The organism is Lactobacillus sp. ESL0700 (genome assembly GCF_029392095.1).
Classification (GTDB): Bacteria; Bacillota; Bacilli; order Lactobacillales; family Lactobacillaceae; genus Lactobacillus.
In genome coordinates, this window is the sequence record NZ_CP113930.1 from 1,612,554 (window position 1) to 1,629,325 (window position 16,772).

Genomic DNA, 16,772 nt, shown 5'->3' on the forward strand with positions numbered 1-16,772 from the left:
TTACCAAAAAAGGCGACTTAGATAAAAACCTAAGTCGCCTTTTTAGCATTAATAGTTAAATTAAGAATTTTTCACCTTTTAAATAGAAGTGCTTGACGATTGTCGTCAATAAAATATAGAGAATCAAAATTCCCAAAATGACCCACATGTAGCTAAGTGGCATTGGACCAAACTTGAGTGCATCGGCAACAACGGAGAATGGCAATAGAGTACCGATGATCCCTGCGCCAAAGGTTGCCAAGATGACTGCATAAGTTGCGTGCTGCTGAATGAATGGCAAGTGGCGATCACGCAAGGCGTGAATAACCATTTCCTGTGTCCACAGCGACTCAATAAACCAGCCAGTATGAAACAGGGCCACAAAGGCAACTTGTTGAGCTGGTGAAAGCGCGGTATAGCTGCCGCCAACAAGTCGCGGACAAATTATGAAGTACAGCAATGCAAACGTCACAATGTCAAAGACCGATGAGGTCGGACCAAAGTAAAACATAAACTTCGGCAATTTCTTAGTTGACCAAGTTCGCGGCTGCTTCAAATATTCATCCGACATTGTATCAAACGGTAGTGACAAGCAACTAGTACCATACAGTAAGTCCAGAATTAACAACTGCAGCGGCAACATCGGCAAGAATGGTAAGAACGATGAAGCAACTAAAATCGATAAAATGTTACCAAAGTTCGAAGACAAGGTAATCTTGATATATTTCATCGTGTTACCAAAGACCTTACGACCAATTCTGACGCCCTTTTCCAGCACATTCAAATCCTTGTGCAGCAAAATAATGTCAGCTGACTCCTTAGCAATATCAACCGCGGTATCAACAGAAATCGAAACATCAGCGGCCTTCATTGCGGGAGCATCGTTAATGCCGTCACCCATGTAGCCAACTGTATGCCCATTTTGCTTGAGCAAATTAATAATCTTCGTCTTGTCCTCTGGTGACAACTTAACAAATATATTGCATTCTTCAACCATCTTAGCCAATTCTTCAGGACTCTTGCCATCTAAATCAGCACCAGAATACACATTATCAACGTTTAACCCAACTTGCAGACCAACCGTTCTTGTGACAGCTTCATTGTCGCCCGTTAGGATTTTGACATTAATCCCATCATTCTTTAGCTTGGCTAAAGCATTTTTGGCACTTTCCTTTGGTGGATCAAGGAAGGCTAAAAAGCCACACAAAATCAAGTTGCTTTCATCTTTAGTGGAAAACTCACCAACTGGTGCAGGATTAGGCTTATACCCCAGCATAATTACCCGCAGACCGTCATCATTCATGTTATCAATCTTGGCCATGACCTTTTGCTTACGCTCAGGTGTTAATGCCAAAATCTGCCCGTCAACTTCGACGCGGTTAGAAACAGCAATCATTTCTTCTGCAGCACCCTTGGTTACCAAGAGGTGCTCACCGTGTTCACGGTCGGAATTTTCAACCACAACACTCATGCGCCGTCTAGAAAAGTCAAACGGAATTTCATCAATCTTGTTATAATCACGCTGAATTTCGTTAACGTCCAGCTCGTCACCAGCCGCCTCAATTATTGCCTTGTCAATCAGATTTTTCATCCCTGTTTGGTAATAAGAATTGAGGTAACCCAGCTCCAAAATTTTAGGTGTTTCCCGCAAGTTTAAATCATAGTGTCGTTCCAAAACGACCTTGTCCTGCGTTAACGTCCCTGTCTTGTCGGTACACAGTATATCAGCCGAGCCAAAGTTTTGAATTGAATTCATCTTTTTAACAATTGTGCCGTGCTTGGACATTTCAACTGAACCCTTGACCAAGTTAGTCGTCACAATAACCGGCAACATTTCTGGGGTCAGGCCCACAGCCGTTGCAATCGCGAAGATTAAGGCATCAATCCAGTTGCCCTTGGTCAAGCCGTTAATGATAAGCACTAGCGGCGCAATAATCGCGGTCATGGTAATTAATAATTTCGAAATATTTTTAATGCCAACGTCAAAGGATGTATTCTTGACGTCACTTCTGGCAATGTCATGAGCCAACTTGCCAAACATAGTGTGTGAACCCGTCGCAAAGACGACGCCAAGGCCAGCACCGGAAACAATCGTTGTCCCCTCATATAAAACATTGGGATAATCAAGATAATCGCGGTCTCTACCTACACCGGGTCTCTTAGTGGCAATCTTTTCCACAGGGCTTGACTCACCGTTGAGCGAACTTGACGAGCAAAAGAGGTCCTTACTTGAAAGCAGACGCATGTCAGCAGGCACCAAGTCCCCTGCTCCAAGCCGAATGACATCACCGATAACCACTTGGTCAGTCGGAATTTCTTGGTCCTTACCATCACGGATAACATCGGTAGTAACTGATACCATCTTTAGCAGCGAATTAACGGCATTAGACGACTTAATGTTCTGGATAAAACTGGTAATCCCAGATATCAAAACCATTGTCACCATAATTAACACTGTACTTAAATCTTTCTGTCCAGCCGGAACAAAAATATAGTCAGTAAACAGCGACAACGTTGCTAGAACTAACAGAACCAAGGTAAACGGTGTAATAAACGCCTCGGCCAAAAAGCGCAGCTTAGAATCGTGTTTGTTTGAGGCGATCTGATTCGATCCATATTCCTCACGATTTTTATCAGCCTGCTTACCAGATAGCCCGTTACTGCTCGCGTGGAGCCGTGCCAACGTTTCGGCACGTGTCTCCTTGGCAATTGCTTTAACCCGCTGCAAGTCTTTGCTTTCAGCCTGGTTATTAGGTTTTCTCAGCATCCTTACCACTCCTTATTTAAAAATCTCAAACAAACTAAAAAAGCCGCATGCAAAAGCTGCAGGCGACCTTCTTTTAAACAAGGTATCATATATCATAATATACTCGTCGTTCAGTTTTAACACTACGTGACGTAAGCACATGCTAGCTATCTGGATCTCGCCTTAAATCGACGACACCTATTTAACCCGTTGGCATCTCTGGATGTTTCTGGGCGATAGCGTGTGTTCACGTAGGAGTCTCACCTAACAGTTTATTTGTTTTATTGAATTTACATAGTGAGTGTAATCCATAACCGTGGATCAAGTCAACTAATTTAGTCTAAATTATTTATAAAAAGTAGGATAATGTTGCCTAATATATTAATCATTGGCTACTTTTGCATTCGATTTTTAGGTTGCAAATTATGCCGGAAAAAGTAGTATAACCCAGCAACTACAATGACTAACGCCAAAGCAATCGGTAGCGCCAAACGATGAGGGTGAGCAATCTGCGAGCGCTCATCATTAGTTAGGTCATACTTGTCAAAGGAATATTGATATTGCTGGTCAATCGTGGTTGCACAAGCGCGAAAAACAAAGCGCAATCCCTTGTTAAACTCGGTCTTGTTATTGCTGCGCAATTGGTCCGATTGTGACCGGATAATATTACCGCGCGTATCCGCCGTAAAGGCCGCGTGCAAGTCTTTACTCGAAAAGATCTGCACATTGCGCTTTTTACCCTTAGTACCAACAATGATAAAAACCGTCCGCTTCGATTTGGCCAAATTTTTAGGTGTTAGACCATCAATTCGGTTAAGTGTGCGAACCACAATTTGCGGCTGCTCACCAGTTTGCCAATAACGGTCATTTTTAGCAGTAATTAATGCTTTAGTCGCATGATTTAAAACATGACTATTATCCTGAATATTCGCATTTGAAAAACCGGTTAATGTACAAAAAAGTCCAATTAAAACGGTAATTAATGTCAGCTTAGTTTTCAGCGTCTTCCAGTTTATGCGCCAATTGTTCCACATACTTGCGGTCGATTTTAATTTGCTCATAGGGAACCCCACAATCTTTGAATAGTGCAATTGCCAGTGGATTATCATGATAATCAAAATAATAGTTGATTTTTTTAACTCCAGCCTGAACTAAGGATTTAGCACAATTATAACAAGGAAAATGCGTGACGTAGATTTCCGTGTTGTCCGTTGAGACACCATTTCTAGCACATTGAATTAGTGAATTCATCTCTGAATGAATTGTCCGCACGCAATGCCCATCAACTAGTTGGTGGCCAACATCATCGCAATGTGGCGCGCCAGTCACAGAGCCATTATAACCGGTTCCAATAATACGGTTATCTTTAACTAGCACATTGCCAACAAGCGCCCGATCACACGTTGAACGCTGAGCAATAACTAAGGCCTGCATCATAAAATATTGTTTCCACGGAATTCGATCACGCATTGTGTTTACCTCTTGTCAAAGTAATTTAAGCCAATTGCATCCCGGACTTGTCGTAATGTCTCGTTAGCAACTGCATTAGCCTTCTTCGAGCCCTCAATTAACATTTCATAAACAGCATCTTCATCTTGGGCAAATTTTGCTCGCCGCTCACGAATTGGTGCTAATTCTGCTTCTAAAACTTTGTTTAAGTAACGCTTAATTTTGACATCACCCAGACCACCTTTTTGGTAATCTGCCTTCAATTGCGCTACCTTATCCTTATCAGGATCAAAAATATCAAGATATGTGAAAACAGTGTTGCCCTCAATCTTACCCGGATCCTCAACGTGAACGTGATCTGGATCGGTGTACATTGACATAACCTTCTTTTGCACTGTCTCTGCATCGTCCGACAAGTAAATGGCATTGTTTAATGACTTGGACATCTTGGCATTGCCGTCAAGACCCGGCAACCGACCGCTGCCACCTTCTGGGAAGTAGCCCTTAGGCTCAACTAGGACATCACAATTGTACACACGGTTAAAGGTACGCACGATTTCCCGAGCTTGCTCAATCATTGGTTCCTGATCGTCACCAGCGGGAACAAGTGCTGCTTTAAAGGCAGTAATGTCAGCTGCTTGTGAAACCGGATAGTTCAAAAAGCCAACTGGAATTGAATCGTTAAAGCCTTTTTGCTTAATTTCGGTTTTAACAGTTGGATTACGTTCGAGCCGGCTAACAGTTACCAAGTCCATGTAGTAAGCAGTTAACTCAAACAATGCCGAAATTTGTGACTGCACAAAAATCGTGGAAATCTCTGGATCAATGCCAACAGCTAGGTAGTCTAGTGCTACTTGAATGAGGCTGTTGCGGATTTTTTCGGGATTGCGCGCATTGTCAGTCAAAGCTTGCGTGTCGGCAATCATAATAAATGGTTGATACTCACCCGAATTTTGAAGCATTACCCGGTTCTTCAACGAGCCAATGTAGTGTCCAATGTGGAGCTTTCCAGTTGGGCGGTCACCTGTTAAAATAATTTTCTTATCCATCTGTTTTTTGGCCTTCTTTAAAAATTAAAATCTTATTTAATATAATCGTTATACTTGATTTTACCAAAAATCAAGCAATGATTAAACCTAGAGGAAAAATGTGTAATCAATTCCAATTGCCTAACTTGGCAGAAATCAAAAAATATTTAGTAGCCGACCTTAACTTACCGTTGAGCAAGCCCGCGGCTAACCTCCCGCAAAATCAAGCGGTCTTTCCTAAAGAAGACGCACCCGTCTTGCTCTACCAAAATAACCAATTACAATTAGTGCCTAAATCTTGGGGTTATCCTAGTCCAGTTGACAATAAAAAAGTGATTTTTAACGCTCGCGTTGAACGCTTTTTTGAAAATAAACCGTCGATGTGAGATTCATCTTTTGCCAAATCACGGTGCATTATCATCACCAAGCAATTCTGGGAATCCGGACATCAAACTTATGCAGTTAATGGTCACACTTATCATGAACGCTATGGTTTTCGCGACCCCAATGCACCTTTAACTTTGATTGCTGGTATTTATCAAGGCGACCATTTTTCAATGGTAACAACTAAGCCCAACGCTGACATGGCACCAATTCATGACCGGATGCCGTTAATAATTACCGCAGCAGAATTGCGCCGTTGGCTATTTCAAAATTTTACTAGCCTGATTGATCGCAGTCAGCTGCCGTTAGCAGTTAAGAAAATGCCGCAGAGAAAGTAACCGCGGAAAGAAATAAAAAGAACATTAACTCAAATAGAAAAGCTAATGTTCTTTTATTATACAAACATATGTTCAAAAAACAAGAATAGATATTACTTAAACTTAGTTCGCTACTGAAGTATAATGGCTGTAATTATTATTTCTATTATGCGGTGATATATATGAAATTAAACAAAAAAATCCTTTTTAGCTCTATTGCTGGTATTTTGACTTTAGGAGCTGGATTCCCAGTATCACAGCGACTCAAATCCACACCCGTTGCTGCAGCAACAACATCCAACAATAGCACTCTAAAATTAATTCACGGTGCTTATGTCTATAATAAAAAGGGTAAGCGGCTAACAAAATATCGTGGCAGTTGGTCTAACACTCACTTACACAAAGGTACAAGTGTTAAATATACCGGAGCGATCCAGCCTATCGAAAAAGACAGCAAGCAATACTATCTATTAAATGATGACAACTACAATCAATCATGGTTACCTTATAAAAAAATTAAGGGCAAATATTATTACAGCATTGGTCATGGTGGTTACATTAATGCAGCCAATGTAAATGAAATTAACGGTCAACCACTTTATGTAGCAAATGCTACTGTTACTGTTAAAATATCAGGATCTGCAGCAAAAAATTTCAGTATCGGAGCAGGAGATAATAAAATCAAAATCAAAAACGGTATGAAGTTAAAAGTAGATTATATCTTTTCTGATACTGCTGGTAATGGATTCTCTAATTTTTATCATGTTGCCAACACTGATAGCACTAGTATTGTGGCAAGGTTAGTCAAAGGACAGCCTCGACAAAGATTGGCAACCAAAACAAAAGGTACTTTTATTCAATTTACGCAAGCTACACCTGCCTATAGTATCAAAAGCATTTTAAACCCTGATCCTAACCAAAAAACTATAACTATAAACAAAGACCTAGTTGATTACAAACAAGTAATAGTGTCCGTTTATATTTGGGATACTCAAGACAACAAAGCTGAATTATTCTATCGTTTAGCAAACGATAATAGTAACGATACATTAAGCGTAGCCAACGCACTTGAAAACAATCTTTTCTATATCAAAGCTGCAAACGTTAAATATATTTCAGGCCCACAATTAACGCCAATCAATACTCCTGAAGAAGCTAAAACTGACGCTAAAATTGCCACTGCTAGTGACAAACAAGGCTTACAAAAGTTGATCGATCAAGAAAAAGCAATTACAGCTAGTTCTAACTATAAAAATGAAGACTTCGTAAATACCTATAAAGTTCAATATGATAGAGCTTTAAAAATGGCCAAAGATGTCACTTCTTCAACAACAGCAAGCATTACTGAGGTTGAAGAAGCTACTTGGCTGCTAAACAGAGCCCAAGATCAACTTAAAAACGCAGATAAAACATCAATTGACTTACATATTGATGCATATCCTGCTAATTATTGATATAGTATTATTTCAAAAATATATAAAGGAACGCTAATATCGAAAATTAACGTTCCTTTTTTAGTCTAAATAATTCTAATGACATTTAATTTTCTACAGATATATTTAGAGGAAATAAAATGGACACAATTACAAATTCAAAAATTTCTTTAGCTGCTAATTTAACAACTGGAGGAAGCAAAGGCGTTTATCAAAACGTCGTTCAAAAAGGGAATATTACTAATAGCTATGTTTACGCTATGCAATTACATAATAAAAATGGTGTTGAACTTAATTCTGTGCTTAGAGCTGCAAGAAATTCTTCAGCTACAAAACCAATTAACTATGGTCCATCTTTGTTAAACATGAAAGGTTTAGCTGGAGGTCACAGTCAAACTTGGGAATTTGCAGGTAGACAAGGTACAGGAGAATGGTTTATTGGTACTAAAGGCAAACTCACAGATACTCTTAATCATGATGGAATTAATTGGGCCACCCAAATTGCCAGAGTAAAAGTACCATCGGTTGCAACAACATATACTACCAACACTGAACTACCACGATTATCTAATCTTGCCAATGCCGGCAACTACAGTATTAATTTGAAACGTTCAGAAGCTGCAGTTTCACCAGATTATACTTATTTTTTAGTTGCTACTACTGATCTTTATAATAACGGATACTTTTCATTGTATTACCTTGATGATATCAATACGGCCTTAGATCATAATGGAAAAAAGAACGTTGATATTAAAACATTACCTTGTATTTCAAGCTTTGAAGTACAAGGTTTGGCTAAAAATATCGTAGGTTCAATTCAAGGCTATGATATTGACGAAAATAAAAACATTTATATTTCTAGTGAATTACATCCGGACAAAGGTGGAAATTCAAAAACACGTCATATTTATAAAATTCCATGGGGAAAAACTGAAAAACAACTGGATGAATGGAAAGACCTTAACTTGAATGGAAATTCCGAAATCGAATACAAAGGTTACGCAACTGAATTCGAAAGTATACAAGTTATTGGAGAAAATCATGTTTATTTAACAGTGGCATACCATGGATATAATAAAGAAGGCTCATGGAAAACGTTAAATAATCTAATTTACGAAATTCAATGGTAAATATAAAAAGAGCAATAGCTGCCCACTAAAAATAGTTTGTGAATTGCAAACCGTATAGCATTCAAAAAGGCCCAATTTAACGGGCTTTTTATTTTTTAACTTTTTTCAATTTCACAATTAGACCAATTTTATTTTTTAGACAAAAACAGCCTAGGAAAACCCGAGCTGTCTTTGCTGTTTTACTTGAGCAACTTATCACGAATGACAATAATGTCACTTAATATCTGCTCCGTCTTTGTTAAGACAAGGTAAAACATGATGAATGTTAGCATATCCTACACGATAATCACCTTCTTTACGAGAAGCTGACTGGACTTCTCAGGATGCGCGCAAGGCGTGCGGTATTATTTCACCAAAAATTATTTTCGTGGTACACTTACTCTAGATGAATGTTGCATCGTCCTATACGAAGCAATACGTACATGCAAGTTTGACCACTTGCAAGCCAGCTGAGCGATCCCTATGGATCGCTTTTTTGCTTGTCCAAAATTAATTGAGCAAACTTATTAACAATTCAATTACCAGTAGTAATAGATTTTATTATCACTACCATTAGTAGCTGGTACTACTTTACTGCAAATAATTTAAATACTTATCTTCTTTATAATTTTCCATTTTCATGTTAAACTATTTTTGTAATAAAAAGAGAGCTATGCTCCAACACAGCTCTCTTGACGTAGTACCACTAAAAGTGGTTTACTACCTTGAAGAAACAGTTTACAAACCGTCTTTTCCTAGATAGAGCAAGACGGTATTTGTTTGCTCAAAATTAATTGAGCAAACTTCTTAGCAGTTCAACTACTAGTGGCAAGAGATTTATTATCACTACCGCCAGCAGTTGGTACTGCTTCATTTCAGCTAACTTAAATGCTAATCCCACTAAACTGATAGCAAGAAGTAGCATTAGTGCTAAAATGATTTCCAACTACCTGCCCTCCTTTCTTTTAATCGATTGGAGTATGAATCCACTCATGCTCATAGGCATCAGTCCTTTCACTCACAGGTAGTAAACCGTCTTTTAACTTTTCTACGTCTTAATGATTATAACAAACTGGTTTATCGCTTGTCTTTATAATTTTCTATTTTCGTGTTAAACTATTTTTGTAATAAAAAAGGAGCTGTGCGCCAACACAACTCCTTGACGTAGTTCCACTAAAAGTGGTTTACTACCTGAGAAAAATATGTTTTACATACCGTCTTTTTCCTAGATAGAGCAAGACGGTATTTGTTTGCCCAAAATTATTTGAGCAAACTTCTTAGCAGTTCAACTACTAGTGGCAAGAGATTTATTATCACTACCGCCAGCAGCTGGTACTGCTTCATTTCAGCTAACTTAAATGCTAATCCTACTAAACTAATAGCAAAAATTACCACTAAGGCTAAAATGATTTCCAACTACCTGTCCTCCTTTCTTACAATAGATTGGAGTATGAATCCACTCATGCTCATAGGCATCAGTCCTTTCATGCACAGGTAGTAAACCGTCTTTTAACTTTCTACGTCTTAAATATTATAGCAAACAAGCTAATATTATCGTACATTATTTATGGAAAAATAAATCTCTATCTATCAAAATTTAGCTTGGCATTATTAGCAAAACATGATAAACTATTTTAGTAACGCGGGTATAGTTTAATGGTAAAACGTTAGCTTCCCAAGCTGAAGATGCGGGTTCGATTCACGCTATCCGCTTAACTAAAAAGGCAATGATTTTTCAATCATTGCCTTTTTTATTTTTATATCATTACCATCAAAATGATCCCGTTGACTACCGCTAAGTAAATCGGCATCCACAACGTCTGGGTATAGAGGTAGGACCACGCAAACAATGCGCCAAAGATTGCATTAATCACTAAGAGTGGCACCGTCGTTTGCCAATTCAGCGCACTGAACAAAATACCCGAGGCCGCAATTCCTAAAATTGCTGTTAGCATTGTATTACGCCTGAACGCATAATTGAATAAAAATCCAGTAATTAAAAATTCCTGCAAAATCGGTAGCACAATTCCTAAAGCCACAACCAAAAACCAATACATTGCGACTGACTCATGGCGTAAATACATTGTTTGAAAGCCATACAGCTTAACCTTGCCATAGGCCTGCAACCAGGAAACAACGATGCGCAACGCCGTTACTACTAAGGTTAGGCCAATAATCATGCCAAAATTGCCAAGCCATGATCCTGACAGACTGCGATCAAAGAAGCGTTGCTCACGATTGAAACGATAAATGAAAAACAGCAAAACCATTAGAGAAATTAATGCAAATAAAATTAAATCCCATATACGAATTGGTGAATTTATAGTAACTAACTTAACCGTGCCAGCAGCCATTAAATAGCCGATGAAGTAAACAATATAGCGGAATAAGTTGCCCTCTCTTGATGCTGGTGTATTCACAAAAATTACCTCTATCCATTTGTGTACCCTACAAGTCCCATATTATAGCAAAAAAAGACAGTTTTATGAAATTTCAAATTAAATTTTTCCATTTTAATTCTATATTATTAATGTCGGCTAAAGCAACACTTTGATTAGCAATAATAATTTTATCTTCATAATAGCCACTCACGAAGCCAACAATATCCGCAGGCATACGATCATTTTCATCGACTATCTTGACTTGCACACGCACCAGCTGATGATTACTGTAAGCCTCTAGCAGCCTGCTACCTATTTCCTCTTGAGTCAGCGTTCTCTTACATGGGTGCCGAACGCTGCGTTTATCGCGGTCCTTATTTATCATCATTGTATGGTCACTTAGGAAAAAGCCGGTCCATTTTTTCATCCCGCGGTCCTGATAATTTTTGAAAAAATCCTGCACAATCTTATCAAAATCACTCATAAGCATTCCCGCCGTTATGTCCGCCCACAAGGTTGCTCCGCTGAATTGCTGTTGCCCCTTTTAATAAGCTTGAGGCCTTAACTAAACTAGTAAAGCCATACTTTTGGCGAATTTTATCAACTGTCATGATAAAATTACGCTTTTTAATCTGGCGCTCTGGCTGCATAAAGAAAGTCAGCTGCTGACTAGTATCAGGCACTAGCTGACTATAATTAACGCCCAAAGTTCGAACGGTCTCGCCATGCCAATTTTTACGAAAAAGTGCCACTAATTCTGCGACTAGCAAGTCGTTATCGTTAGTTGGGGTAATCTTCTGTTGAACACTAAAGCCTTTCCGCTGGCCCTCTTGCTCATACTGGTTGAAGCCAACTGCCAAATTGACACACCCCGCCTGCAACTGGTGCGCCCGAATCCGCGCTGCCACTTGTTCACCGATTTCACGCAGGACAATTTCAATCTCTTGTTGGTCCGTGTAATCCCGCATTAAAACCTGTGAATTGCCGTAGTGCTTCATTTTGGGGACAAATTTGTCGCTGATAATACTACGGTCAACGCCCCAACTCATGGCAAATAGCTGCTCCCCAATCACGCCAAATTCTTTAGTCAAAATCGCGGGATCAGTGTGAGCCAAATCATACATATTATTAATCTGCAACCGCCGCAATCGCTTCGCCGTTCGTTTGCCAATTCCCCAAACATCTTCAAGATTAGGAATTTGCCAAATTGTATCCGGCACATCAATATAATGCCACGCCGCAATCATTGAGCGCCGGTGCTTAGCGGCAATATCCATCGCTAACTTTGCCAGCAAGGGATTTTCACCAATTCCGCAAGTTGTATACAGTCCCAAAGTTTGACGGATTTCTTGCTGAATTTTGCGGGCAACAAGGTACGGGTCATCACCAAATAAGTGCCATGATTTAGTCATGTCAATCATGCTTTCGTCGATTGAATAAACGTGAATGTCCTCCTCTGCCGCGTACTTACGAAAAATCTGCAAGACCTGCATACTGCGCTTGATATAGAGGTTCATGTGCGGCTCGACTAGCATTAAATCTGGCGCCTGCTTTTTAGATGGCAAATCACGCGCACGCATCACATTAGTTAAACCGTATTTTTTCTTAGCCAACGGTGACGCTGCCATAATTAGGCCCGAACCAAATTTAGTATCTGGTTGGTGCGACAAAACTGCTAAAACAGCCTTCATCGGATTAAGACCTAGCCGGATCGCCTCGCAACTAGCAAAGAACGACTTGTTATCAATCATAAAAATTACGCGATGTGGCTCATAGCAATAATCATACATAGTGACACTTCCTTATTGCAAACATTTGTTCGCTATTAATTAAAACTATTATACGAACTTTTGTTCGAACAATCAAGAACAAGTGCGGAGTAATTAACGTTTTTTGTTCAACATTCTTATATTTCTAAACTTAACGCAAAAGACACAATCCGAAAAAATTCAGATTGTGTCTTCTTATTTAATAGCCATGATTGTTACTTGGTATTCCCCTGCTGGAGCTGCCACAGTTACCGTTGTATTTACCGATTGCTTCATAATTGCCTGACCTAGCGGCGAGTCAAATGCCACTTTACCCTCGTCTAAGTTAGCTTCCATGCGACCAACGATGCGGTATTCTTCGGTTTCATCATCACCAGCAAACTTTAATGTCACTTTTTTTCCTAAGTCAACCTTGCCATTATCGGTCTTTTCCACAATTTCGGCATACTTTAATTGCTTATCCAAGTAACGCAACCTGCTTTGCAAGTGCCCCAGGTCGCGTTTGGCCTCCGTGTATTCGGTATTTTCGGATAAATCACCTAGACTGCGTGCCTCCTGCAAAATCTTAATTCTGCGGGGGCGATCCTTTTTTAAATCAGCAATTTCATCCTTAATTTTTTGGTAGCCTTCCGGTGTCATTTTTTGATAATAAACCACAAATATTACTCCTCTAGTTTTTTGATTTAAAATTATCCACAAGCAAAATAGCTAGTCATAGCAAGCTTTCTTTCTTAAATTTAGCACTCTAAAATTAAGAGTGCTAAATATTTCCATTTTTCAAATCTGCCTACTATAATAATCAGTGTAAGGAAGAAATGAAAGTCTTCTTTACCAATAATTTAATTTTTGAAAGGAAGTTTTTACTATGGCACAAGATTTAACGAATCGTCACAATAACTTATTTGACGCAATGAATGATTGGTTTGACCTTCCACAGAAATTTTTTGATGATAACGAAATGGCAAAATTAATGCAGGCTGATGTTGCTGAAAACGACAAGAACTATGTTGTTAAAGTTGACATGCCCGGTATGGACAAGGAAAAGATTAATTTAAACTACAGTAACGGGATTTTGAGCGTATCCGGCTCTAGAAAATCATTCAAAGATTTGTCTAAAGATGACAGCATTATCCACCGCGAAAGAAGCGAAGGACACATTTCTCGTAGCTTTAGATTACCAAATGTAGTTGCAAGTGAGATTCATGCAAAGTATGATAAAGGTGTATTGACTATCACCCTGCCAAAGCAAAATGCTGGCAGCAATGATAACTCGATTTCAATCGATTAACTTATTATTATACTTGCAAGAAGTCTCAGATAAGTTGCCAATACAAGTAATTCTCTAAAACGAGTTCAGCTATTGAACTCGTTTTTCTTTTGCCCTAAAATATTTATTAATAATTAATTAAAAAAGGAGCATTATTTAATGAACCATCAACTCTCATTTCAAGAATTGGCAAAATATTCTGCTGACTTCAACAAGCAACCACAAAATCAGGTTATTGCCCGTGCTGCCCAAAAGAGTGGCATTTTCGCGGCTTCCTATAATGAACAAAAAGCCAGCAATGACCTTAACCGCGTCTTCTCAACAGAACTTGATGTCGGCCAAGTTACAGCACAAAAGCATTCCGGACGCTGCTGGGAATTTGCTGCTCTCAATGTTTTGCGTCACTACTTTGGTAAAAAGTACCACACCAAAGATTTTACTTTCTCACAAAGTTATAATTTTTTCTGGGATAAAATCGAACGCGCCAATATTTTTTATAACAACATTATTAAAACGGCGGACCAAGACCTCGACTCACGAACTGTGCGCAAGTATCTGGCAAGTGCTGGTCAAGACGGCGGCCATTGGCAATTAGCTGCTGCTTTAGTGCAAAAGTACGGCGTCGTCCCAAGTTACGCAATGCCAGAAAGCTTCAACGCCAACAATACCGATGCTTTGAAGATGGCTCTAGGCAAAAAAATGCGCAAGGATGCTTTAGTATTGCGCCAATTAAAGCAAGCTGGTAAAGACACCGAGGCTGCAGAAGCACAAGACCACTTTTTAAGTGAAATTTACCGCATGACGGCGATTGCTGTTGGCGAGCCACCCAAGAAATTCGACTTAGAATACCGTGATGACAATAAAAAGTATCACTTAGATAAGGACCTAACGCCGCAAATATTCTACCAAAAGTATCTTGGCGACCTCGACTTAGACGACTACGTTGTCTTAACAAATTCACCTAACCATGAATATAACAAATTGTACGGCTATTCTGCCGATAATAATGTGGCTGGCTTATGCGAAATTAAGCTACTCAACGTCCCGATGACCTACCTTGCAGACGCAACAATTAAGCAGCTCAAGGATGACGAAGCAGTCTGGTTTGGCAACGATGTTTTGCACGAATTAGACCGGCCGCAAGGATACCTCGACTCGCAACTTTACCAAATGGGCAGCCTCTTTGATGTTGACTTAAAGATGTCCAAGGCTGATCGCTTGCGAACAGGCGAAGCTAACTTCTCACACGCCATGACTTTTGTTGGTGTTGATGAAGATCAAGGCGAAGTGCGCCGCTGGAAAGTTGAAAACTCTTGGGGCGACCAAGTTGGTAAGAACGGCTACTTTGTGATGAGCAATGACTGGTTTAACGACTACGTTTATGAAGTTGCTGTTCACAAAAAGTATTTGACACCAGAACAACTGGCTCTAGCAGAAGGCCCAATTGCCGAAGATTTGCCAGTTTGGGACCCATTAGGCTAATAAATAAAAAACTGAGTTCAGCAATTGAACTCGGTTTTCTTTTAGCTTAAAATTAAAGAGTAATTCAAAAAAGATTAAAAAGGGAGAACAGAAATGGGACACAAATTAACTGTGCAAGAACTCGAAAAGTTCGCTGACAACTTTAACGAGAATCCGAAAAACCAAGTCGTTGCTCGCGCTGCTCAAAAGAGCGGTGTTCAGATGGCTTCATATAATGAACGCGTACAAGGTGAATTGACCCGGGTCTTTTCAACAGAATTAGATACGGAAAATGTCACTAACCAGCGCCAATCTGGTCGTTGCTGGGAATTTGCGACGCTAAATATTTTGCGCCACAACTTTGGTAAAAAATACCACGTTAAAAATTTCACCTTCTCACAAAGTTACAACTTTTTCTGGGATAAAATTGAGCGCGCCAATATTTTTTACGACAACATTTTAGCCACTGCAGATGAGCCACTCGACTCACGGACTGTTAAGGCTTATTTAAATGATGCCGGCGAAGATGGCGGTCAATTCCACATGGCTGCAGCATTAATTAAAAAATATGGTGTAGTGCCAACATACGCAATGCCAGAAAGTTTCAACACTAATAACACGAATGCCTTTGCTAAAGCCTTAGGTGACAAAATGCGCAAGGATGCCTTAGTATTACGCGACTTAAAGCAAGCTGGCAAGGATGAAGAAATTGAAGAAAAACGGCAAGAATTCTTAAGTGAAGTTTACCAAATGACAGCAATTGCTGTTGGTGAGCCACCAAAGAAATTTGACTTGGAATACCGTGATGACAATAAAAAGTATCACTTGGATAAGGACTTAACACCGCTTGAATTTTTACATAAATATATGGGCGACGTTGACTTTGACGACTATGTTGTTTTAACTAACGCTCCTGACCATGAATACGGCAAATTATACGGCTTACCATTTGAAGATAACGTTGAGGGTTCCTACCGGATTAAGTTCCTGAACGTCCCAATGGAATATCTTGAGCAAGCTTCTGTTGCCCAATTAAAAGATGGCGAAGCCGTTTGGTTTGGTAATGATGTTGGCGAGCAAAGCGACCGTAAGCAAGGCTACCTTGACACCAACTTGTACCAGTTAGACGACTTGTTTGGTATTGATTCCAAGATGTCCAAGGCCGACCAACTGCGCACTGGTGCTGCTGCCTCAACGCATGCCATGACCTTGGTTGGTGTTGATGAGGATAACGGCCACATTCGCCAATGGAAAGTTGAAAATTCCTGGGGCGAAAAGAACGGCGACAAAGGATTCTTTGTAATGACTAATGACTGGTTTAAGCAATATACTTATGAAGTTGTTGTTCACAAGAAGTACCTAACGCCAGAGCAAGTTGCTTTAGCTGAAGGCCCAATCACTGACTTGCCAGTTTGGGATTCTTTGGCCTAAAACACATTAGATTTATAA

At 39.6% G+C, this 16,772-nt stretch carries 15 protein-coding genes, 1 tRNA gene, 1 pseudogene and 1 riboswitch; of the genes and pseudogenes, 7 read left to right on the forward strand and 10 right to left on the reverse strand.

Annotated elements, in window-relative coordinates:
- Window positions 1-55 precede the first annotated feature (55 nt).
- The 4 genes from mgtA to trpS form a co-directional block, all read right to left on the reverse strand.
- Window positions 56-2,746 carry a magnesium-translocating P-type ATPase gene (gene mgtA / locus OZX63_RS07730; protein ID WP_277142910.1) on the reverse strand — a complete coding sequence of 897 codons (2,691 nt, stop codon included), beginning with the start codon at window positions 2,744-2,746 and terminating at the stop codon, window positions 56-58.
- Between the two features lie 94 nt (window positions 2,747-2,840).
- Window positions 2,841-3,004: riboswitch (M-box (ykoK) riboswitch) on the reverse strand.
- 113 nt (window positions 3,005-3,117) lie between these two features.
- The gene (locus OZX63_RS07735; protein WP_277145112.1) at window positions 3,118-3,759 is read right to left on the reverse strand and encodes a TPM domain-containing protein; all 642 of its coding nucleotides are present in this window, start codon (window positions 3,757-3,759) and stop codon (window positions 3,118-3,120) included.
- Window positions 3,716-4,195: a deaminase gene (locus OZX63_RS07740; protein WP_277142912.1), complete on the reverse strand. Its 480-nt coding sequence runs from the start codon at window positions 4,193-4,195 to the stop codon at window positions 3,716-3,718. The genes OZX63_RS07735 and OZX63_RS07740 overlap by 44 nt, the downstream gene beginning before the upstream one ends.
- A 5-nt stretch (window positions 4,196-4,200) precedes the next feature.
- On the reverse strand, window positions 4,201-5,223 hold the full coding sequence (gene trpS / locus OZX63_RS07745; RefSeq protein WP_277142913.1) for a tryptophan--tRNA ligase: 1,023 nt from the start codon (window positions 5,221-5,223) through the stop codon (window positions 4,201-4,203).
- Between the two features lie 98 nt (window positions 5,224-5,321).
- On the opposite strand from trpS, the pseudogene OZX63_RS07750 reads away from it, so the two are divergent.
- From OZX63_RS07750 to OZX63_RS07760, 3 genes and pseudogenes are all read left to right on the forward strand, one after another.
- Window positions 5,322-5,924 (forward strand): annotated as a pseudogene (locus tag OZX63_RS07750) (SOS response-associated peptidase family protein).
- A 161-nt stretch (window positions 5,925-6,085) separates the two neighbouring features.
- Entirely contained in the window at window positions 6,086-7,357 is a 1,272-nt protein-coding gene (locus OZX63_RS07755; RefSeq protein WP_277142915.1) for an SLAP domain-containing protein, read from the forward strand.
- A gap of 119 nt (window positions 7,358-7,476) precedes the next feature.
- The gene (locus OZX63_RS07760) at window positions 7,477-8,466 is read left to right on the forward strand and encodes a helveticin J family class III bacteriocin (protein WP_277142917.1); all 990 of its coding nucleotides are present in this window, start codon (window positions 7,477-7,479) and stop codon (window positions 8,464-8,466) included.
- Window positions 8,467-9,235: 769 nt separating this feature from the next.
- Here the strand turns inward: OZX63_RS07760 and OZX63_RS07765 are convergent.
- A complete protein-coding gene (locus OZX63_RS07765; RefSeq protein WP_277142919.1) occupies window positions 9,236-9,391 on the reverse strand; it encodes a hypothetical protein in 156 nt (51 codons plus the stop codon).
- A 314-nt stretch (window positions 9,392-9,705) separates the two neighbouring features.
- On the reverse strand, window positions 9,706-9,861 hold the full coding sequence (locus OZX63_RS07770) for a hypothetical protein (protein ID WP_277142921.1): 156 nt from the start codon (window positions 9,859-9,861) through the stop codon (window positions 9,706-9,708).
- A 226-nt stretch (window positions 9,862-10,087) separates the two neighbouring features.
- Here OZX63_RS07770 and OZX63_RS07775 point away from each other — a divergent pair.
- A tRNA-Gly gene (locus tag OZX63_RS07775) sits at window positions 10,088-10,158 on the forward strand.
- A 44-nt stretch (window positions 10,159-10,202) separates the two neighbouring features.
- Here OZX63_RS07775 and OZX63_RS07780 read toward each other — a convergent pair.
- The 4 genes from OZX63_RS07780 to greA all read right to left on the reverse strand — a co-directional run bounded on the left by OZX63_RS07780 (window position 10,203) and on the right by greA (window position 13,252).
- Entirely contained in the window at window positions 10,203-10,865 is a 663-nt protein-coding gene (locus tag OZX63_RS07780) for a CPBP family intramembrane glutamic endopeptidase (protein ID WP_277142922.1), read from the reverse strand.
- A gap of 73 nt (window positions 10,866-10,938) precedes the next feature.
- The gene (locus OZX63_RS07785) at window positions 10,939-11,310 is read right to left on the reverse strand and encodes a hypothetical protein (protein ID WP_277142924.1); all 372 of its coding nucleotides are present in this window, start codon (window positions 11,308-11,310) and stop codon (window positions 10,939-10,941) included.
- A complete protein-coding gene (locus OZX63_RS07790) occupies window positions 11,303-12,616 on the reverse strand; it encodes a Y-family DNA polymerase (protein WP_277142926.1) in 1,314 nt (437 codons plus the stop codon). Before OZX63_RS07790 ends, OZX63_RS07785 begins: the two co-directional genes overlap by 8 nt.
- A 174-nt stretch (window positions 12,617-12,790) precedes the next feature.
- Window positions 12,791-13,252 carry a transcription elongation factor GreA gene (greA, locus tag OZX63_RS07795; RefSeq protein WP_277142928.1) on the reverse strand — a complete coding sequence of 154 codons (462 nt, stop codon included), beginning with the start codon at window positions 13,250-13,252 and terminating at the stop codon, window positions 12,791-12,793.
- A gap of 208 nt (window positions 13,253-13,460) precedes the next feature.
- Between greA and OZX63_RS07800 the strand changes: the two genes are divergently transcribed.
- The 3 genes from OZX63_RS07800 to OZX63_RS07810 all read left to right on the forward strand — a co-directional run bounded on the left by OZX63_RS07800 (window position 13,461) and on the right by OZX63_RS07810 (window position 16,754).
- Entirely contained in the window at window positions 13,461-13,883 is a 423-nt protein-coding gene (locus OZX63_RS07800) for an Hsp20/alpha crystallin family protein (protein WP_277142930.1), read from the forward strand.
- Between the two features lie 138 nt (window positions 13,884-14,021).
- A complete protein-coding gene (locus OZX63_RS07805) occupies window positions 14,022-15,344 on the forward strand; it encodes a C1 family peptidase (protein WP_277142932.1) in 1,323 nt (440 codons plus the stop codon).
- Window positions 15,345-15,437: 93 nt separating this feature from the next.
- Window positions 15,438-16,754 (forward strand): C1 family peptidase, encoded by a 1,317-nt coding sequence (locus OZX63_RS07810; protein WP_277142934.1) that lies wholly within the window; start codon window positions 15,438-15,440, stop codon window positions 16,752-16,754.
- Window positions 16,755-16,772: the final 18 nt, after the last annotated feature.